18 protein-coding genes are annotated in these 19,751 nt (G+C 72.1%); 3 read left to right on the top strand and 15 right to left on the bottom strand.

Annotated features, from left to right (window positions below; genetic code table 11):
• Nucleotides 1–114 precede the first annotated feature (114 nt).
• From ACH4RC_RS00315 to miaA, 5 genes are all read right to left on the bottom strand, one after another.
• Entirely contained in the window at nt 115–1,590 is a 1,476-nt protein-coding gene (locus tag ACH4RC_RS00315) for a M1 family metallopeptidase (RefSeq protein ID WP_398193190.1), read from the bottom strand.
• Nucleotides 1,591–1,677: 87 nt separating this feature from the next.
• Nucleotides 1,678–3,810, bottom strand: a complete 2,133-nt coding sequence (locus ACH4RC_RS00310; RefSeq protein ID WP_398193188.1) for a RelA/SpoT family protein — start codon at nt 3,808–3,810, stop codon at nt 1,678–1,680.
• A 140-nt stretch (nt 3,811–3,950) separates the two neighbouring features.
• The gene (gene dapF, locus ACH4RC_RS00305; protein WP_398193187.1) at nt 3,951–4,856 is read right to left on the bottom strand and encodes a diaminopimelate epimerase; all 906 of its coding nucleotides are present in this window, start codon (nt 4,854–4,856) and stop codon (nt 3,951–3,953) included.
• A 43-nt stretch (nt 4,857–4,899) separates the two neighbouring features.
• Nucleotides 4,900–5,367, bottom strand: coding sequence for a hypothetical protein (locus ACH4RC_RS00300; protein ID WP_361077184.1), 468 nt, complete (start codon nt 5,365–5,367; stop codon nt 4,900–4,902).
• A 107-nt stretch (nt 5,368–5,474) separates the two neighbouring features.
• Complete coding sequence (gene miaA, locus ACH4RC_RS00295; RefSeq protein WP_398193185.1) at nt 5,475–6,413, bottom strand: tRNA (adenosine(37)-N6)-dimethylallyltransferase MiaA; 939 nt, start codon at nt 6,411–6,413, stop codon at nt 5,475–5,477.
• A 197-nt stretch (nt 6,414–6,610) separates the two neighbouring features.
• On the opposite strand from miaA, the gene ACH4RC_RS00290 reads away from it, so the two are divergent.
• Together ACH4RC_RS00290 and ACH4RC_RS00285 are read left to right on the top strand one after the other, a co-directional pair.
• Nucleotides 6,611–6,901, top strand: a complete 291-nt coding sequence (locus ACH4RC_RS00290) for a hypothetical protein (RefSeq protein WP_398193183.1) — start codon at nt 6,611–6,613, stop codon at nt 6,899–6,901.
• Between the two features lie 31 nt (nt 6,902–6,932).
• Nucleotides 6,933–7,187 (top strand): antitoxin, encoded by a 255-nt coding sequence (locus tag ACH4RC_RS00285; protein WP_398193181.1) that lies wholly within the window; start codon nt 6,933–6,935, stop codon nt 7,185–7,187.
• A 97-nt stretch (nt 7,188–7,284) separates the two neighbouring features.
• On the opposite strand, the gene ACH4RC_RS00280 is transcribed toward ACH4RC_RS00285, so the two are convergent.
• The 7 genes from ACH4RC_RS00280 to ACH4RC_RS00250 all read right to left on the bottom strand — a co-directional run bounded on the left by ACH4RC_RS00280 (nt 7,285) and on the right by ACH4RC_RS00250 (nt 16,698).
• Nucleotides 7,285–8,025, bottom strand: a complete 741-nt coding sequence (locus tag ACH4RC_RS00280) for a class III extradiol dioxygenase subunit B-like domain-containing protein (protein ID WP_398193180.1) — start codon at nt 8,023–8,025, stop codon at nt 7,285–7,287.
• A gap of 45 nt (nt 8,026–8,070) precedes the next feature.
• A complete protein-coding gene (gene miaB, locus ACH4RC_RS00275) occupies nt 8,071–9,603 on the bottom strand; it encodes a tRNA (N6-isopentenyl adenosine(37)-C2)-methylthiotransferase MiaB (RefSeq protein ID WP_398193178.1) in 1,533 nt (510 codons plus the stop codon).
• A 34-nt stretch (nt 9,604–9,637) separates the two neighbouring features.
• Nucleotides 9,638–10,765 (bottom strand): Ldh family oxidoreductase, encoded by a 1,128-nt coding sequence (locus ACH4RC_RS00270; protein WP_398193176.1) that lies wholly within the window; start codon nt 10,763–10,765, stop codon nt 9,638–9,640.
• Between the two features lie 458 nt (nt 10,766–11,223).
• Nucleotides 11,224–12,939 (bottom strand): thiamine pyrophosphate-dependent enzyme, encoded by a 1,716-nt coding sequence (locus ACH4RC_RS00265; RefSeq protein WP_398193174.1) that lies wholly within the window; start codon nt 12,937–12,939, stop codon nt 11,224–11,226.
• A 13-nt stretch (nt 12,940–12,952) separates the two neighbouring features.
• Nucleotides 12,953–13,813 (bottom strand): amidohydrolase family protein, encoded by an 861-nt coding sequence (locus tag ACH4RC_RS00260; protein WP_398193173.1) that lies wholly within the window; start codon nt 13,811–13,813, stop codon nt 12,953–12,955.
• A gap of 128 nt (nt 13,814–13,941) precedes the next feature.
• Complete coding sequence (lhgO, locus tag ACH4RC_RS00255) at nt 13,942–15,144, bottom strand: L-2-hydroxyglutarate oxidase (protein ID WP_398193172.1); 1,203 nt, start codon at nt 15,142–15,144, stop codon at nt 13,942–13,944.
• 36 nt (nt 15,145–15,180) lie between these two features.
• Nucleotides 15,181–16,698, bottom strand: coding sequence for an aldehyde dehydrogenase family protein (locus ACH4RC_RS00250; protein WP_398193170.1), 1,518 nt, complete (start codon nt 16,696–16,698; stop codon nt 15,181–15,183).
• Between the two features lie 109 nt (nt 16,699–16,807).
• On the opposite strand from ACH4RC_RS00250, the gene ACH4RC_RS00245 reads away from it, so the two are divergent.
• Nucleotides 16,808–17,167, top strand: coding sequence for a putative quinol monooxygenase (locus ACH4RC_RS00245; protein WP_398193169.1), 360 nt, complete (start codon nt 16,808–16,810; stop codon nt 17,165–17,167).
• 160 nt (nt 17,168–17,327) lie between these two features.
• On the opposite strand, the gene ACH4RC_RS00240 is transcribed toward ACH4RC_RS00245, so the two are convergent.
• From ACH4RC_RS00240 to ACH4RC_RS00230, 3 genes are all read right to left on the bottom strand, one after another.
• Nucleotides 17,328–18,326, bottom strand: a complete 999-nt coding sequence (locus ACH4RC_RS00240) for a methionine synthase II (cobalamin-independent)-like protein (RefSeq protein ID WP_398193167.1) — start codon at nt 18,324–18,326, stop codon at nt 17,328–17,330.
• A 6-nt stretch (nt 18,327–18,332) separates the two neighbouring features.
• Nucleotides 18,333–18,812, bottom strand: coding sequence for a heme-binding protein (locus tag ACH4RC_RS00235; RefSeq protein WP_398193166.1), 480 nt, complete (start codon nt 18,810–18,812; stop codon nt 18,333–18,335).
• Between the two features lie 132 nt (nt 18,813–18,944).
• Entirely contained in the window at nt 18,945–19,739 is a 795-nt protein-coding gene (locus ACH4RC_RS00230; protein WP_398193165.1) for an alpha/beta fold hydrolase, read from the bottom strand.
• Nucleotides 19,740–19,751: the final 12 nt, after the last annotated feature.

The following is a 19,751-nucleotide window of genomic DNA, read 5'->3' as shown; positions in this document are numbered from 1 at the left end:
CAACGCTCGGCCCGCCCCCGGGATTCCCGACCTGAGGATGGTCGCACGGGACGGGCCGTCTCGTCATCCGGGTTATTTCCCGTGAAAGCCGGGCCGAAGCCTCGCCCCTGCGGTCTACTTCTTCGCCGCCTTCCCCACCGGGTCGGACTTCCAGTCCGGGTGACCGGGCATCGGCGGCGTCTTCTTGGCGTACAGCCAGCTCCTGAAGAAGCCGGTCAGGTCGCGTCCGGCGACCCGGGAGGCGAGTGCGACGAAATCCGTCGTGGTGGCGCTCTGGTCGACGTGGGTGGTCACCCACGCGCGCTCCAGGCGTTCGAAGGATTCCTTGCCGATCTCCTGGCGCAGCGCGTAGAGGACGAGGGCGCTGCCGTCGTAGACGACCGGGCGGAAGATGCTGATCTTCTCGCCGTGCTTGGGGCCCTTGGGCGCGGCGGGCGGACCACCGCCGGCGCGCCAGCCGTCGGAGCTCTTGTAGGCATTGAGCATCCGCTTGTCCAGGGCGTAGTGGAACTTCTCCTCAGTGTGCAGCGCCTCGTACCAGGTGGCGTGCCCCTCGTTGAGCCACAGGTCGGACCAGGTGCGGGGGCTGACGCTGTCGCCGAACCACTGGTGCGCCAGCTCGTGCACCATGATCGATTCGACGTACCACTTGGGGTACTCGGGGCGGACGAAGACGTCGCGTTCGAAGAGGGAGAGGGTCTGTGTCTCCAGCTCGAAGCCGGTGTTCGCCTCGGCGATGAGCAGGCCGTAGTTCTCGAACGGGTAGCGGCCGACCTTGCCCTCCATCCAGGCGATCTGGTCGGGCGTCCTGGCGAGCCAGGGGCGCAGCGCCTTGACGTCCTTGGCGGGCACGACATCGCGCATCGGAAGGCCGTGCGGGCCCTTGCCGTGCAGGACGGCGGAGCGGCCGATGGAGACCTGCGCCAGCTCGGTGGCCATGGGGTGGGCGGTGCGGTACACCCAGCTCGTGGCGGCCTCGGCGCGCTGTTTCTTCTCCAGAAGGCGACCGTTGGCGACCGCCTGGAGCGCCTTGGGCGCGGTGACGCGGAAGGTGAAGTAGGCCTTGTCGGACGGGTGGTCGTTGCTGGGAAACACGCGGTGCGCGGCGTCCGCCTGGTTCGCCATGGCGAGCCCGTCCTTGGTGCGGATCCAGCCGACGTCCGTCTTCGCGGCGGGCCTGGGATCGCTGGTGTGGCGGACGGTGATGCGCAGCGGCTGTCCCTGGGCCACCGGCAGCCCGGGCGTGACGATCAGGTCCTCGTCACTGGTCGCGAAGCGCGCGGCGGCCCCGTTGACCTCCACGGAGCGCACCGTCCCGTGGGAGAAGTCGAGGTTGATCCGGTCGAGCGGAGCCGTCGCACGCGCGGTGATCCTGGTGACGGCGGAGAGCGGCTTGCTGTTGTCGCCGCCGTAGGTGAAGGCGATGTCGTAGGACTCGACGTCGTACCCGGGGTTCCCCAGGTGCGGGAAGAGGCGGTCACCGAGACCGAGCGGGGTGGCCGCCTGCGGCGCGGACGCCGCGAGGAGGGCGACGCAGACACCGGCGGTGACGAGCGCGGCGGTGCGGGGCTTTCGGGAGCTGAGCAGCATGGACTACGGCTATCAGCGCGCGGGCGCGCGCGGAGGCGGCACACGCCACGGCCACCCGAACGAGGTCCCCGGGCACCGCGGGCGAGGTCAGACGGCCCCTGCCGCCGCGTGCTGGGCACGCCCCACGTCGTACACCCCCGGCACGTTCCGCATCGCCCGCATCAGGCCCGGGAGGTGTGCGGCGTCCGGGAGTTGGAGGGTGTACGTGTGCCGGACGCCGCCCTGGGTGGGCGGTTCGACGTTCGCCGAGATGATGGCGACCCCCTCAAGCGCTATGGCTTCCGTGAGGTCGGCGAGGAGGTGCGGGCGGCTGAACGACTCGGCGACGAGCGTGACCCGGTACTCGGCGCTCTCCGCGTCGGCCCAGCGCACGCCGACCTCCGCGCGCCCGGTGTCCTTCATCCGGGCCACGCCGGGACACTCGACGCGGTGCACGGTGACGACGCCGCCGCGGACGGCGAAGGCGGTGATCTCGTCAGGTGGTACGGGCGTACAGCAGCCGGCCAGGCGCACGGTGGCGCCGGGCTGGTCGACCACCGCGTTGGCCGTGGCGGGGCGCGCGGAGGGCCCGCTGTACGGGGCGCGCGGCGCCGCCTCGGGGGCGCTCGGCCCCTCGGGGTGCGCGGCCAGCCAGCGCCTGATGGCGATGCGCGCGGCGGGCGTACGGGCGTGGTCGAGCCAGTCGCGGGACGGTTCGGAGGCGGCGGCGCCCTCCATGCGGTCCATGAGGAGCTGCACGGTGTCGCCGTCGACGAGGACCGTGCCGAGCGTGGCGAGCCGGCCGTTGACACGTGCCCCGATGCAGGCGTGGGCGTCCTCGCCGTACTGGGCGTAGGCGGCGTCGACGCAGCTGGCGCCCGCGGGCAGGCCGATCGTGCCGCCGTCGGGCCGGAAGACGGTGATCTCGCGGTCCTGGGCGAGGTCCTCGCGCAGGGTCGACCAGAACATGTCGGTGTCGGGCGCCGACTGCTGCCAGTCCAGGAGGCGGGAGAGCCAGCCGGGGCGGGTGGGGTCGGAGCGCTCGGCGCTCTCGTCGGCGGGGTCCGGCTGCTCCTCGCCGGACGGCGTGTAGGGGTTGCCGAGGGCGACGACGCCTGCCTCCGCGACCTTGTGCATCTGGTGCGTGCGGACGAGGACCTCGGCGACCTCGCCGTCGGCGCGGGCCACGGCGGTGTGCAGCGATTGGTACAGGTTGAACTTGGGGACGGCGATGAAGTCCTTGAACTCCGAGACCACCGGCGTGAAGCAGGTGTGCAGCTCGCCGAGGACGCCGTAGCAGTCCGCGTCCTCCGCGACGAGGACGAGGAGGCGGCCGAAGTCGGAGCCGCGCAGCTCACCGCGTTTGCGGCTGACGCGGTGCACGGAGACGAAGTGGCGCGGCCGGATGAGGACCTCGGCGCTCAGGCCCGCCTCGCGCAGCACGCCGCGCACCTCTTCGGCGATCTCCGCGAGCGGGTCGTCCGCGCGTGCCGCGTTCACCGCCATGAGGGTGCGGGTGCGCGCGTACTCCTCGGGGTGGAGGATCGCGAAGACGAGGTCTTCGAGTTCGGTCTTGAGCGCCTGGACGCCGAGGCGCTCGGCGAGCGGGATGAGGACGTCGCGGGTGACCTTGGCGATCCGTTCCTGCTTCTCCTGGCGCATGACGCCGAGGGTGCGCATGTTGTGCAGGCGGTCGGCGAGCTTGATCGACATGACGCGTACGTCGTTGCCGGTGGCGACCAGCATCTTGCGGAAGGTCTCGGGCTCGGCGGCGGCCCCGTAGTCGACCTTCTCCAGCTTGGTGACGCCGTCGACGAGGTAGGCGACCTCCTCGCCGAACTCCGTGCGCACCTGGTCGAGGGTGACGTCCGTGTCCTCGACGGTGTCGTGCAGCAGGGAGGCGGTCAAGGTCGTGTTCTCGGCACCCAGTTCGGCCAGGATCAGCGTCACCGCGAGCGGATGCGTGATGTAGGGCTCGCCGCTCTTGCGCATCTGGCCGCGGTGCGAGGACTCGGCCAGGACGTAGGCGCGGTGCAGGGCGTCGAGGTCGGCGTCCGCGTAGTGCGCGCGGTGCGCCTCGACGACGTGCCCGATGGCGTCGGGGAGCCGGTCACGGCCGGTGGAGCCGAGGAGCGCGGCGCGGCCGAGGCGGCGCAGGTCGATCCGGGGCCGGCCACGCCTGCGGGGTGCTCCGGGCGTGATCGCCCCTGGCATGGCGGGGTTGGTCGCCTCCGCACTCATGAGCACCTCCGGCTTTCTCTACCCGGCGGCGGGCTGGCGGGGGCACCCGTCCGGACCGGTGCTTGATGCTACCGAGCCCACCACGTGCCACAGTCCAGCTCTCGCCCAGCGTGAAACGGATCACCCATTCGAGCGACAGTTCACAGGTTTACGGTTTCGCCTTGTCGGCCTGCTTGTTCGACCGCAGGGGCGGAGAGCGACGCGGACAAGGGCGCGTCGAGCACCCCCTCGGCCACGATCTCCGCGGGTCCCGTCATCTCGATCTCGCCGTCGGGCCGCTCGGTGATCGTGAGCCGGCCGCCGGGCAGATCGATCTCGTACGTCACCGGAGTTCCGGTGACGGCGGGGTCCAGGCCGTCTCTTCGGGCCGTGGCGACGGCCACCGCGCAGGCGCCGGTGCCGCAGGAGCGGGTCTCGCCGGAGCCGCGCTCGTGCACGCGCATGGCGACGTGCCGGGGACCTCGGTCGACGACGAACTCGACATTGACGCCCTGCGGGTAGGCGCTCGCCGGCGTGAACTCGGGCGCGTCGTACAGGGTGCCCGCGTGCGCCAGATCGTCGACGAAGGCGACGGCGTGCGGGTTGCCCATGTTCACGTTCGTCGCGGGCCAGGCGCGCTCGCCGACGGAGACGGTGACGTCGCCCGCGGGCAGCTCGGCCTTGCCCATCCCGACCGTGATCAGGCCTTCCTTGTCGATGTGGACGTGCTTGACGCCGCCGCGCGTGGCCACGGCGACATCGCCCTCGCCCACGTGTCCGGCGCGCTGGAGGTAGCGGGCGAAGACCCGCACCCCGTTGCCGCACATCTCGGCGACCGAGCCGTCCCCGTTGCGGTAGTCCATGAACCACTCGGCCTCGGCCGCCATGGCGCGCGCCTCGGGGTGGGCGGCGGAGCGCACCACGTGCAGCACGCCGTCGGCGCCGATACCGGCGCGGCGGTCGCAGAGCGCGGCCACCGCGGCGGGGGACAGCTCGATGCCGTTCTCCGCGTCCGGGATGATCACGAAGTCGTTCTGCGTCCCGTGGCCCTTGAGGAAGGTGGTCATTTCTCGATCGTACGAGATCGGTCCGACACTCCGGGCAGCGCGGTCAGCGCAGCCGGGCCACGCGCCATACGGCCAGGACCGCCACCGCCGCCACCACGACGACGTAGGCGCCGACCACGCGCCAGTCCGGCCAGCGGCCCGAGCCGCGGGGCGGGAGGCCCGGCAGGGTGTAGCCCACCCGGCGGGCGGCCATCATGCCCCAGCCGGCCGCGCACGAGCTGATCAGCAGGCCCAGCATGGCGACGACCGCGCCGCCGTCGCCGAACTCGAAGAAGAGCGGGAACGCGAACATCAGCGAGCCGATGGTGGCGAGCATCACGATCGGGGCGAGCTGCCAGATGCGCAGTCTGCGCTGCGGGCGCAGCTCGATCTCCACCTCGGCCGCCTCGTCCTGGGCGGTCAGTTCCTCGGCGGTGGGCCCGTCGGCGATCACGCCGTCGGGGGTCGCCTCCGGACCGTCGGGGCTCAACTGTTCCCCACCCGGTGCGGTGTCACGAGGGCCGGCCTCCATCGCCACGCGCCCTCCCACTTCGGACTCCACTGGTCGATCGTTGGTCGATGATGGCACGCCCGGGAAGGCCCGGATGACGGCCGGAGCGTCCCGATGCCATCACGTGATCAGGCTGTGACCGGTCGTTCGACCAACGCCATGGCACGGCCCTGAAGTTCCCCGCGCTCGGCCACGGCCCCGTTCAGCCAGTGCACGCGCGGGTCGCGGCGGAACCATGAGTCCTGGCGGCGCGCGAAGCGTTTCGTGGCGCGGATGGTCTCCGCGCGCGCCTCGTCCTCGGTGCACTCCCCGGCGAGCGCGGCGAGTACCTGCTGGTAGCCGAGGGCGCGTGAGGCCGTACGTCCTTCGCGCAGGCCGCGCTCGGCGAGGCCGCGCACCTCGTCGACGAGGCCGGCCTCCCACATGCGGTCCACGCGCGTGGCGATACGTGCGTCGAGTTCGGGGCGCGCGACGTCGACACCGATCTGGACGGTGTCGTAGACCGAGTCGTGTCCGGGCAGGTTGGCCGTGAACGGCTTTCCGGTGATCTCGATGACTTCCAGGGCGCGCACGATGCGGCGGCCGTTGCTCGGCAGGATCGCGGCACCGGCCTCGGGGTCGGACGCGGCGAGCCGGGCGTGCAGGGCGCCGGGGCCGCGCAGCGCCAGCTCGTCCTCCAGGCGGGCGCGGATCGCGGGGTCGGTGCCGGGGAACTCCATCTTGTCGACGGCGCCGCGGACGTAGAGCCCGGAGCCGCCGACGAGGATCGGCCAGCGGCCCTCGGCGAGGAGGCGGTCGATCTCGGCGCGGGCGAGCCGCTGGTACTCGGCGACGCTCGCGGCCTCCGTGACGTCCCAGATGTCCAGGAGGTGGTGCGGGACCCCGGCGCGCTCCTCGGGCGTCAGCTTGGCGGTGCCGATGTCCATCCCGCGGTAGAGCTGCATGGAGTCGGCGTTGACGACCTCACCGCCCAGCTCCTTGGCCAGGAAGACGCCCAGATCTGACTTTCCGGCCGCGGTCGGACCGACGACGGCGATGACCCGCGGGGCGGGAGCTGCGCTGTTCACCGCCCCAGTCTCGCAAACCCGGGCCCCGCTTCTCGAACGAGCTACGTGACGCCACGCCTTCGGGGTCGTTGCCTGTTGCGAGGTTCCACCCGTCGGTTTCGAGGACCGGTGACCCGGGCGACGCAATGGGACGCACCGGGCTGGGCGGGATTTCGCCCGCACGAGTACCATATGGAGTTGAAATGGGCGTTTTTGCTATGTTTCGCCGGAAAGCCAAGGACAGCGACACGGCGCAGGCCGCCGAGGAGCGGACCGCGACGGTGACCGACGAGCCGGAGACGGACGCCGCGGAGGGCTCGGCGAGCGCGGAGGGTGCCGCGTCCGAGGCGGAGGCCGCCGAGGGCGGCAAGGCCGAGCAGAAGGCCGGGGAGGCCGAGGACGACGGAGCGGCCGGGGCGGCCGCGCCGGAGAACGTGGAGATCCCGCAGCAGCAGTCCGTGGAGCAGGCCGCCGACAGCGAGGCGGCAGGCGAGGGCGCCCGCAAGTAGCTTCCGCCAGGACACCGGGAAAGGTGGATCCATGAGCTTCCTGAACAATCTGCGAGCCAAGCTCGCCCCCGCCAAGGACAAGGTCTCCGAACTCGCGCAGCAGCACGGGGACAAGATCGACCGTGGTCTGGACAAGGCCGCCAAGGCGGTCGACGACAGGACCAAGGGCAAGTACAGCGACAAGATCCAGCAGGGGACGGGCAAGGCGAAGGACGCTCTGGACCGGATGGCCGCGCAGGACGGCAAGGACGGCGGTACTCCCCCCTCTCCCCCGACGGCGTCCTGACGCCGCCTTCCCTTCTGTCACAGCGCACGGCGACGGCCGCGAAGCCAGGGGAGCTTCGCGGCCGTCGCCGTGTCGTGTGCGGGGCCTTCGGCGGGGGCTACGTCCAAGAGGCCACGAAGTAGCCCACGCCGTAGGGCGCGTCCTCGTAAAGGAGGCGGCTCGTGCCCTTGTCGTCGTCGTGGTCCGCCGCCCAGGCCGCGGAGAGCAGTTGCCAGGGCGCGCGGCCGGAGATTTTCAGCTCGGCGGCGAGACCGGCGTCCAGCTGGGCCAGGTAGCCGTCCCGGTCGCAGGTGCGCAAGGCCTCGGCGATCCGTGCGTCGACGCCTTCGGCCCGCTCGTCCAGGTAGCCGGGGGCTTTGACCGTGCGGCAGGCGGTGCCGTCGCCCATGACGAGGAAGCCCACGCGCTCCTTGCCGGTGCGGCCCTCACCGAGGCGCCACGCGCCGTCCATGGTGTCGAACGCCGTTCCGCCCGGGGCCAGCTCGTAGCCCCGGACCTCTCCGGTCCACCCCGCGCGCGTGAGCAGCCACGCGCCCACGGAGAGGGACGGCGGGAGCGCGACCTCGGCGGAGTCGTCGGCGGAGTCGTCGTCCGGGGCTCCGAGGCATACGTCGACGTCGACGCCGAAGGGGCGGAAGGAGCCCCGGGAACCCGGCCGGTGGACGCCGGGGCGCGGCCCCTCGCCGATCACCCACAGGAGGTCGGGACCGGCCGCGAGAACCGCGCCGATCGCCTCGTCGCACGCCTCGCGCGCCGCGTCCAGCTCGGAGGCGGCACCGGCGGCGACCTCCGGCACGAGCAGGGGAGGACAAGGGCACACGGCTGCGGCGACAAGCATGATCAGCAGCTTACTGGCCGGGCGACCCCGTACCGTGCCCCGCGCTCAGTCGACGGCGCAGCCCCCGGTGACCGCGGGGAGCGGCTCGGGGACGCCGATCCTGGGCAGGCCGAGCAGGACGCCCTGCTTCTTGTCCTGCTGCTCCTTGGTACGGCGCTCCCAGGCGTCGCCCGCGCGCGTGGGACGTACGTTCAGGACCGGGCCCTCGGCGAGCAGGTGGTGCGGGGCCGCGTAAGTGATCTCCACGGTGACCACGTCGCCGGGGCGGACCTCGGCGTCGGGCTTGGTGAAGTGGACCAGGCGGTTGTCGGGCGCGCGTCCCGAGAGGCGGTGCGTGGCGCCGTCCTTGCGGCCCTCGCCCTCGGCGACCATGAGCTCCAGGACGCGGCCGACCTGCTTCTTGTTCTCCTCCCAGGAGATCTCCTCCTGAAGGGCGACGAGGCGCTCGTAGCGCGACTGGACGACCTCCTTGGGGACCTGCCCCTCCATGGTCGCGGCCGGGGTTCCGGGGCGCTTGGAGTACTGGAAGGTGAAGGCGTTGGCGAAGCGGGCCTCGCGCACGGCGTGCATCGTCTGCTCGAAGTCCTCCTCGGTCTCGCCGGGGAAGCCCACGATGATGTCGGTGGAGATCGCCGCGTGCGGCATGGCGGCGCGGACCTTCTCGATGATGCCGAGGAAGCGCTCCTGGCGGTACGAGCGGCGCATCGCCTTGAGGACCGTGTCCGAGCCGGACTGCATCGGCATGTGCAGCTGCGGCATCACGTTCGGCGTCTCGGCCATGGCGGCGATCACGTCGTCGGTGAAGTCGCGCGGGTGCGGGGAGGTGAAGCGCACGCGCTCCAGGCCCTCGATCGTGCCGCAGGCGCGCAGCAGCTTGCTGAACGCCTCGCGGTCGCCGATGTCGCTGCCGTACGCGTTCACGTTCTGGCCGAGCAGGGTGATCTCGCTGACGCCCTCGGCGACCAGGGCCTCGATCTCCGCGAGGATGTCGCCGGTCCTGCGGTCCTTCTCCTTGCCGCGCAGGGCGGGGACGATGCAGAAGGTGCAGGTGTTGTTGCAGCCGACCGAGATCGACACCCAGGCCGCGTACGCGCTCTCGCGGCGGGTGGGCAGCGTGGAGGGGAACGCCTCCAGGGACTCGGCGATCTCGACCTGCGCCTCCTCCTGGACGCGGGCGCGCTCCAGGAGGACGGGCAGCTTGCCGATGTTGTGCGTGCCGAAGACGACGTCCACCCAGGGCGCCTTCTTCACGATGGTGTCGCGGTCCTTCTGGGCGAGGCAGCCGCCGACGGCGATCTGCATCCCCGGGCGCTGCGTCTTCCTGGGCGCGAGGCGGCCGAGGTTGCCGTAGAGCTTGTTGTCGGCGTTCTCGCGGACCGCGCAGGTGTTGAAGACCACCACGTCGGCGTCGCCGTCGGAGCCCTCGGGGGCGCGGACGTAGCCCGCGCCCTCCAGGAGGCCGGACAGGCGCTCGGAGTCGTGGACGTTCATCTGGCACCCGTAGGTGCGCACCTCGTAAGTCTTGGGGGCTTCGGTTGAACGGCCGTCCACGGCCGGACGCGGGTCACTGCTGCTCATGCCAACAAGGGTATGGGGTACTCGGGACCGTTCCTCACGGGGTCGCGGGCAGGGCCACGCCTTGCCGGGCCGCCGCCTCCGCGAGCTGCCGCCACACCTTGGGGGCGACCGGGATGCCGTGCGCCCCGCGCTCCCTCGCCGTGGCCGCGCTGCGCTCGCCCGGGTAGTGCACGCCCGCCGCCTCGTCCGTCGCCGGGAGCGCCTTGAGGGTGCCGAGGGTCGTGCCGACGTCCGCGAGGAAGCGGTCGGCGCCGCCGAACGCGGCCGGGTCGAGGGCGATGAGCAGCGCGTTCTGCCGGTGCTTGCGGCCCGCCGGGTCGGCCGAGTGGTACGCGGCGAAGATCGGCGCCCCGACCAGGACGCTGGTGAGCAGCTCGAAGGCGAGGGACATGCCCGAGCCCTTGGCGCCGCCGAGCGGCAGCGGCATGACGGCTTGTTCCGGGTCGGTGGTGGGGGTGCCGTCGGCGGTGGCGGCGGCGCCCTCGGGCAGCGGGGTGCCGCTCGACCTGGCCTGGCGGATCTTGCCGAGGGCGATGGTGGCGGTGGCCATGTCGAGGAGCAGCGGCGGCCGGGGCTGCTCCGCGGACGCCTGTTCCGCGGATGCCTGTTCCGCGGATGCCTGTTCCGCGGATGCCTGTTCCGTGGATGCGGGGACGGCTATGGCGAGCGGGCTGGTGGCGACTGCCGGGCCCTTCACCCCGGTGTAGCCCATGTTCGGCATGCCCGCGACGAAGCCGAGTCCGACCATGCCCGCCTCCGCGATCTTCGCGACGTAGTAGCCGATGGCGCCGGTGTGCACGGTCTCCCGTACGCCGACGGACGCGATTCCACACGCACGCGCGCGTGCCACCGCCTCCGCGGCCGCTGCCGTCATGGCTACGGGGCCGGGGGCCCGGTCCGCGTCCAGGACCGCGGCGGCCGGGGCCGAGGAGGTGAGCCTGAGGTCGGGGGTGGGGTTGGCGACACCCTTGTCGAGCAGGTCGAGATAGGCGGGCACGCGCGCGATGCCGTGCGACTCGATGCCGCGCTGCGCGGCCCAGACGAACACGGCGGCGGTGGTCGCGGCGTGCTCGGCGGAGAGGCCGCCCTTTTCGAGGAGAGCGGCGGCGAAGGTGCGGAGCGCTGCTGCGGAAACGCGGGTGGGCGTGGAGGAAGCGGTCATGAGGGCGTCCTTAACGGGGGAAGGGGGAAAGGGGCGGGCGGTTTTGAGCGGGGTTACGCATGCGGGTGCGCCACCGGGTTCGGCGCGCGGCGAGGCGAGCGGTGCGGCGAGGCGAGCGGACGATCGCGGGGCCGACGCGGGCGCCCCGGGCCGCAGCCCCCACGAGCCACTCGGCGCACCAAGCGGCTCGGCCGGCGAAGCAGCCGACCGAAGGGCCGACGCGGGCGCCCCGTTCCGCAGCCCCCACGCGCCGCTCCGCGCGCCGAGCCGCGCGCCGAGCCGCGCGGCCTGCGGAACGGTCAGGCGAGCGGACGACCGCGGGGCCGATGCGAGCGCCCCGGGCCGCAGTCCCGCGAGCCGCTCCGCGCGCCGAGCGGCTCGGCCTGCCGGGCTGGCGTCCGCGGGGCGCAGGGCCAGCGTCCCGGGTCGCAGGCCGCGCGAGCGCCGGGGGCCGGCGTTCAGCGGGATACGAGGACATCCACGACAGCTGTAGCGCCCGCCGCCACCGCTTTCAGGGCTCGTTCCAGGGCGGGGGTGAGCGCGTCCGGGGTGTCGACCGTCTCGTTGTGCAGGTCGAACGGGGCGGCGAACGCGGCGAGCCGGGGGAGCCGGTGGAGGTCCGTGCCCAGCCACTCGCCGGTCTCGGCGGCGGCGCCGTCGGGGTAGAAGCGGCGGTGGTTGAGGTTCATCGACTTGTAGACACGGTTGTTGAAGATGACGACCAGGAGCGGCAGTTCGTAGGTCCGGGACGCGTCGTACGACGGGATCACCGGGTTGTACGTGAAGGCGCCGTCGCCGACGGTGAGCACCACCGGGCGCTCGCGCGCGGCGAGTTTGACGCCGAGGGCGACCGCGATCCCCTGGCCGAGGCCGCCTTGTACGTAGAAGTACGAGTCGGGGGTGGATGTCTTCAGATGGCGCTTGACGACGCGGCTGTGGGTGATGGTCTCGTCGACGACGACGGCGTTCCGGCCGTCGAGGAGGCGGCGCAGCGTCGCGGCCACCAGGACCGGGTCCACGGCCCCCGACGACTCGGCGGCCTTGTTCTCGGCCGCGTCGATCGCCGACTGCTCCGCCACGAACCGTTCCTCCTGCGCCGCGCGCCGGGCGGTGACCACGGCCACGTCCAGGCCCTCCGCCCGCTTGGCCAGCTGACGGAGCGTGTTCGCGGCGTTGCCTTCCAGGTACCGGTCCGCGTGAAGGACCTGGTAGGCGATGTGCGGGCGCTGCGGCACCTCGTCGATCACGACGACCGTCGCCTTCGCGGGGCGGCGTGACGGCGGGTAGAACGGGGCGCGGCAGTTGACCAGGAGGATCAGGTCCGCCTCTGCCATCCACGGGCCGATGTCGGCGCCCGCGTGCAGCAGATGCGTGCGCGGGAAGTTGGCGCAGACCGCCGAGTCCGGTTCGACGACCGGGATCTGCCACGCCTCGGCGAAGGCGAGGAGCGCCTCGAAGCCGCCCGCCTCGCGCCCGGCGGTCTCGGTGACGATCACCGGGTTCCCGGCGGTACGCAGCAGCGCGGCGACGGCGTCGGCCTCGTCGGGCGAGCTGTGCGTGGAGCCGGGCGGGACGAGCGGCTTGGCGTGCCGCCCGTCCCACTCCTCCAGGAGCACTTCGAGGGGGATGTTGAGGTAGGCGGGGCCCGCGGGCGCGCGCGTGGCCAGCTCCGCCGCCCGCGTGATCATGGTGGGGAGGGTGTGCACACTGGCCGCCTCGTCGGCCCACTTGGTGAAGGGCTGTGCGACCGCGTGCGGGCCGCCGACGATCGACAGGTTGCGGTACCACTGGCCGCCCGGGTCGGGGCCCGGCCCGTCCCCGTACGTCGTGGACTCGGAGGACGAGACCACCATCGGGACGCCGGCGAGGAGCGCCCCGTGGACCGCCATGGAGCCCTGGAGCAGGCCGGGGGCGGCGTGCAGGAGGACGCCCTGGGGGCGGCGGGTGAGGAGGCCGTATCCGGTGGCCATGCCCGCGGCGACGGTCTCGTGGGTGAGGTCGAGGTAGCGCGGCGCCGGGGATCCGTCGCGGTGGTGGCGGGCGAGGGACTCCCAGACCGGGGCCCATTCGGACCCTGAGGAACAGAAGAGGTAGTCGGCGCCGACCGCGTTGAACGCGGAGACCAGGGCGTCGCCGCCGTCCGCGCGCGTGGGCGGGGTTTCCGGTGTGTCCATGGCAGATGGTTCCTCAGCCCTCGATCGGCCAGTTCAGGACCTCGGCGATGCCGCGGCCCATGATCCATTCGAGCTCGTCGGGGGTGAAGTCCCAGTGCTTGGTGAACTGCTCGACGGTGTCGGTGTAGGTGATGCCGTGGCCGAGGAGGCGCGTGATGTCGGTGCCGTAGAAGCAGCGCCGCGGGCCCATCTTGTCGACCATCTCGCGGACGTACTTCTCGATGTTGGTGTTGGGGAAAGGCTGCGTGGAGTAGCCGGGCAGCGCCGAGACCTTGACGTAGATGTTGGGGTGTTCGTGCAGGTCGGCGGTTTCCTGGACCCAGTAGCCGATCGCGTCGTCGACGCAGCGGGCCATGATGCCCATGTGGTCGATGATGATCTTCAGGCCGGGGTGGCGGCCGGCGATGTCGCCCAGCTCGCGCTTCCAGATGGGGGCGTGGACCATCGTCGGGATGTTCAGCTCCTCGGCGACCGGCCAGTACCAGTCGTTGGTGCCGTCGATCATCCAGTTGCGGTCGATGGGGCGGTGGAAGGTGAGACGGGCGCCCTTGACGTGCGGGTTCTGCGCGAAGTCCGTCAGCAGCGCCTTGCCCTCCTCGGGCTTGTTCTGCGGGATGCGGGCCATGATCCCGAAGCGGTCGGGGTGGGCCTCGCAGGCTTCGAGCGCGTAGTCGATACGGTCGCCCTCCCAGGACGGCGGCAGGATCAGCGCCCGGTTGACGCCCGCCTCGTCCATCAACTCCAGCGCCTCCTCGTACGAGAACGGGTCCTCGCGGTGACCGTTGAGGCGGATGCGCTCGCGGGCGCCCGGGACCCAGGGGCGGTCCGGGGTCTCTTCCTTCCAGATGTGGATCTGGGTGTCGACGACGAACATGAGGGTGGCTTCCTTCTGCAGAGGGGTGCGGGATCCCGCGCGATCGACGTTAGGTGCGTCGCGCGGCCTTGCGGAGAGCTGGGCGCGCAAGCAGTTCTTGCGCGAAAAGCCGCAGGCGACAGGGGAGTTCAAGGCGTGCCGAAGGCCGCGTCCGCGATGTGTTCGGCGATCGCCATCGACGCCGTCGCGGCGGGCGACGGGGCGTTGCGCACGGCCGTGATCCGGCCGACGCGGTGGATGCGGAAGTCGTCGACGAGGCCGCCGTCGCGGTCGAGCGCCTGGGCGCGCACGCCGGCGCCGCCGCGCACGACGTCCCGGACACCGACGCCGGGCACGTACAGGCTCGCGTCCTTCATGAAGGCGGCGGCCGAGAACGAGCCGCGGTACTCCCGCACACCCGTGCGCCAGTGCTGCGCGGCCATGCGCCAGGTGCCGGGGTACGCCGCGATGCCGAGCAGGTCGCGGGGGGAGATCCGGGAGCGCCGGTAGCCCTCCCGGGCGAGGGCGAGGACCGCGTTCGGGCCGACCTCGACCGAGCCGTCCACGCGCGGGGTGAAGTGCACGCCGAGGAACGGGTAACGGGGGTCGGGCACCGGGTAGACCAGTCCGCGCACCAGGCCCCGTCGCTCGGGTCTGAGCAGCATGTACTCGCCGCGGAACGGGATGATCCGCGGTTCGCGGCCGTCCCGCGCGAGCCGGGCCACGGCGTCCGACTGGAGGCCCGCGCACAGGACCAGCCGGTCGACGCGGATCCTCTCGTCGGTGCCGGACGCCACCTCGATGCCCTCCGGCACGGTGGTCAGGCCGGTAACGGGGAAGCCGAGGCGGACCTCTCCCCCGGCGTCGGCCACGTCCTGGGCGAACGCGCGGGCGATCGCCGGGTAGTCGGTGATCGCGGTGCGCGGGGAGTACAGGGCGGCGAGACCGCCCGCGTGCGGCTCCAGCTCCTTGATCTCCGCGCGGGACACTTGGCGCAGGTCAGGGACGTGGTTGCGCTTGGCGCGCTCGTACAGGGCGGCCATGCGGCCCAGTTCGTCCTCGCGGACCGCCATGACGAGCTTGCCGATCTCGCGGTAGGGCAGCGCGCGGTCCCGGCAGTACGCGCGCAGCAGGGCGACACCTCGTACGGTCAGGTCGGCCTTGAGGCTGCCGGGCGCGTAGTAGATGCCCGCGTGGACGACGCCGGAGTTGTGGCCGGTCTGATGGCGGGCGACCTCGTCCTCCTTGTCGAGGACGAGCACGCGCGTGCCGGGGCGGCGCAGCGCTATCTCGCGGGCGGTGGCGAGGCCCACGATGCCGGCGCCGACGACGCCGACGGTCTCGTCTGCCAACGTTCGTTCGCCTCCTTTCGACGAATGCCTGTGAGGTCAGGTGCCGTAGTGGATCGCTACCGTCTTCACCCGCGTGTAGAAGTGCAGCGCCTCCGTTCCCTGCTCCTTGAACGGGGAGCCGGAGTCGTGGAAGCCGCCGAAGGGGTGGTGCACGTCCCAGCCCGGAGTGGTCAGGTTCACGGCGATCTGGCCGCACTCGGCCTCGTCGGCGAAGCGGTGGGCGGCGTGCAGGTCGCGCGTGAAGACGGCGGCCGCGAGGCCGAAGCCGGAGTCGTTGACGGCGGTGATCGCCTCGTCGAGGGAGTCGACGACGCGCAGCGCGAGCACCGGGCCGAAGACCTCTTCGCGCCAGACGGCGTGGTCGGCGGTGATGTCGCCGAGGACGGTCGGGTTGACGTAGCAGCCGTGGGCGAGGTCGCCGGCGGCCGGGGCGTCGCCGCCGGCGAGCACCTTCGCGCCCTGCTCGACGGCTTTCCCGATGTGCCCGACGACGCTGTCGCGCTGACGGGGGCTGGACAGGGGGCCCACGCCCGTCCCCTCCACGAGCGGGGGCCCCGGCTCGATCCGCGCCACCTCGGCGAGCAGCAGCCGCGTGAACTCCTCGGCGACGGCCCGTTCGACGATGACGCGGCTGGTGGCGGTGCACCGCTGCCCGGCCTGCCCGAACGCGGCGGCCACGACGGTGCGCGCGGCCTTGCCGAGTTCGGCGTCGGCGAGGACGACCGAGGCGTTCTTGCCGCCGAGTTCGCCCTGGAAGCGGATGTTGCGGGTGGCGAAGGCGGTACGGAGGCCGTCGCCGACCGCGTTGCCGCCGGTGAAGGTCACGGCGGCGATCCGCTCGTCCTTGATCAGCGCGTCGCTGATCAGGGCCGTGCGGCCGGTGACGACGTTCAGGACGCCGGGCGGCAGGCCCGCGTCGTGCAGCGCCCGCGCCAGGTGCAGGGCGGAGAGCGGGGTCTCGGACGCGGGCTTGAGGACAGCGGCGTTGCCCGCGGCGAGCGCCGGGGCGAGCTTGCGCGCCGGGGTGATCAACGGGTCGTTCCACGGCGTGATCGCGAGGACGACCCCGAGCGGTTCGCGCTGGGCGCTGGTACGGGTGTCCGGGCGGGCGTCGTGCAGCAGGGTGCCGTAGCCGCCCCGGCCGACGAGAAGCCCGTAGTACTCCAGGAAGTCGGCGGCCTTGAGGGTTTCGCCGTGGGCTTCGGCGCGGGTCTTGCCGTTCTCCGTGGCGATGTCCACGGCGATGTCGTCGGCGCGTTCGCGCAGGTGGGCGGCGGCGCGGGTGAGGATCGCGGCGCGGGCGAGCGGGCTGGTGCGCTTCCACCCGGCGAAGCCGCGCTCGGCGTGGTCGTAGGCGCGGGTGACGTCCGCGGGGGTGAGCGCGGGGACGCGGAAGGCGGGGGTGCGCAGGTCGGCGGGGTTCTGTACGTCGATCCAGTCGCCGTCGCTGTCGCCGTTGGCGTCGTCGCCGCCCTTGCCGTCGCTGTCTCCCCTGTTGTCGCCGTCGCCGTGGGGCACCCACTCCCCGCCCAGCAAGGTTTTCGCGGAACGCATCGTGATCACACTTCTTTCGGCTGTGTCGGGGACCGGATGTACGACACACCACGGCGGGCTCCGCGGGCAGGTCCGGGGAGGCAGGCATTGGTTGCGCGGGGTGAGGGCCGTGCGCGTGTTCTCCCGTGCTGCAATCGACGCGCTCGGCCGGACCCGATCGACACCTCAGGGAGTTCACGTCATGGCTTATGCCGTTTTCGCTCACTACCGCTGTGCCGCCGCCGATGCGGGTGCTGTGCGGGCCGCGTTGCTCAAGATGCGGGAGCTCACGCGAGAGGAGCCTGCGAATGTGGCGTACGAGGTCCATGCGGAGGCTGAGCGGGAAGGGGGGTTCGTGTTGTACGAGGTGTATGCGGATCGGGCCGGATTCGAGGCGCATTGCGCTGCCGCGCATTTCGAGGAGTTGATTCTCGGGGTGGTTCGGCCGTTGCTCGCTGAGCGGCATGTGACGTTCGCCGAGGTGCTTTAGCTTTCGCGTCAGCGTCAGCGTCAACGTCAACGTCAACGTCCGACTGATGTTGCGCGCTGACCTGACGGTGCCGTGTCGTCGTGGCTGGTCGCGCGGTTCCCCGAGCCCCTGCAGAGGCCGCTTCGCGGCACTCTTCAGGGGCGTCCTGGCGTCCTGGTCGTCAGAACTCGTTGCCCCATACGTAACGGGCCAGTGTTTCCACCAGAACCAGCTTCTTGTGCTGGTTCTCAGGGGTGAGCAACGGGTGGGCCGCCGAGTCCGCGAAACCCTTCGACGGGGCCAGGGCCGCGTCCTCCAGGTCCTTCAGCTCTCCTGCCGCGTCTATGCGTTGCAAGACCGTGTCGATGTCCTCCAGGTCCGGCGCCGCCGCGTCCACGACGCCGAAGCACACGTCGCGGTCCTCCGGCAGCGCCCGTACGAGGTCGAACTCCGCGGCGGAGCCGTGCAGCAGCGGGAGGACCCAGCGGTCGGCGAGGACGTCCGCGTACAGGCGTTCCGCCTTCGCCCGGTCGACCGCCGGCGGGGGCGTCGCGCCCGGGAAGACGGCGATGCGGACGCCCTCGGGGCGGATGTCCGGGCGCGCGACCGGCGCGTCCACGGCGAGCGCGTCGGCGAACGACAGCGCGCCGACCGGCGGCCCGTCCGGGCCCGTCGCCGCGAGCAGCAGCGGGTTGTCGAGCTGGACGAGGCGGACCCCGGCGTCGACCAGGCGGGCGATCTCGGCCTGGATGATCTCCGCGAACGCCTCGCCCAGCTCGCGCGCGCCGCACGGTGCTTCCGGCGTGTGCAAGGTCGCCGCCAGGTAGGACGGGGCGGGCAGGGTGACCTTGGGGGCGATGACCGTGAGTTCCGTGAGGCGCTTCGCGCGCGCCACCGCCGATGAGTCGCCCTCCGGCTCGGGGCGGGACTCGGCCGTGCGGATCGGGAGGCCGTCCACGGTGACGGTACGGCGGATTCCGGTGACACCGTCGAGGATGACGTCGCGCGCGTCCTCGTACGGGAAGCCGCCGTCCGTGACGACCGTGCAGCGCAGTCTGCGCTGGGCCGCGACCGCCTCCGCGACGGCCGCGTCGAGGGACGCGGCGTCGGAGCGGTCCAGGCCCGGCGGGCGGACCAGGCTGCCATGGTGGTCGATGCGGTAGTTGAACGTGTCGGCCATGGTCGCTCAGCTGTCCTTCCGGTCGTTGGCCGGGGTGCCCGGCACGCCCCACGCCGCGAACTCCAGTTCGTAGCCGAGTGCGGTGAGGACGTCCTCGGCGATGGCCTGGTCCTCGTCCGCCGTGCCGCCCGCGATGCCGAGGCCGCCGATGATCTCGCCGTTCCTCTTGATGGTCAGGCTGCCCTCGGTGGCCATGATCGGCATGGCGGCGCCGGGTAGCTGGGACAGCTGGGAGAAGAAGACGGGCTGGCTCTCCTGCCACTTCTTGAGCATCTTGCCCGGGCGTTGCATGACAGCAGCCGTATACGCCTTCGCGCGGGCGATGTCCGGGGTGAGCGGGCGCGCGCCGTCCGGGCGGCGGACGGCCACGACGAAGCCGCCCGCGTCGACGACGGCCACGCTCACCGCCTTGCCGAGCTCTTGGGCGCGCTGGTGCGCGGCGGCGATAATCTCTTCCGCGGCGTCGAGGGTGAGGGCGGCGGTCATAGGGCTTCCTTGGCGGGGATCATGCGGATTCCTTCACGGCGGTCGTCATGGGGTTTGCTTCGCGGCGGTCGTCATGGGGTTCCCTTCGCGGCGGTCATACGGCTGGCCTCGCGGCCGGCTGCTCTGGGGCGGTCATGCGGCCGGCTGCACTGGGGCGGTGAGCGTGCGGCGCAGGTGGGCGATGGCCGCGTTGTACTTCTGCGGTGTCTCCCAGTACATGGAGTGCGGGGCACCCTCGACGATCTCCAGGTGGGAGCCGGCGAGGAGTTCATGGGCACGGGTCACGGTCTTGACGCTGAGGACGGCGTCCTTCTCGCCCGCGAGGAACGCGACGCGGACGCCGGACGCGGTGATGTCGGCGAGGGTCGGGCCGTCGGTGTCGAGGTTGCGCAGGTCGGCCATCCTGGCGACGTTGAAGGTGCCCATCTGCTGGAAGAGGAACGTCAGATCGGGGCGCGCCGATTGGAACGCGGAGGTCAGCAGGCGGTCGATGACCGGCAGTTTCACCGCCTCGGCGCGATCCGCCGCGGCCAGTTCGGCCAGCTCCGGGTGGGCGATGCCGCCGAGGGAGTGGCCGAGGACGACGGAGGAGACGCGTTCGGGGCGGGCGAGCGCCGCGCGGAGCGCCGCGACGGAGCCGATGGACTGGCCGACCAGCATCGCGTCGCGGACGTCCTCCTTGTCGAGGACGGCGACGACGTCACCGGGGAAGTCCTGGCCGTCGAACTCGGCCATCGACGAGTCGGACCTGCCGAAGCCGCGCAGGTCGACCGTGAGGACGGTGAACGCGTCGCGCAACGCGGCCACTTGCTGCCACCATGCGGCGTGATGGCCGCCGGATCCGTGCACGAGGAGGATCGCGGGGCCGCCGCTGCCGTGGCGTTCGTAATAGACGGAGGTGCCGTCGTCGGAGTCGGCGTAGGGCATGGGTAACTCCTG

This window comes from Streptomyces sp. NPDC016845, from assembly GCF_044332585.1.
Classification (GTDB): Bacteria; Actinomycetota; Actinomycetes; order Streptomycetales; family Streptomycetaceae; genus Streptomyces.
This window is presented reverse-complemented; position numbering and strand designations above follow the sequence as displayed.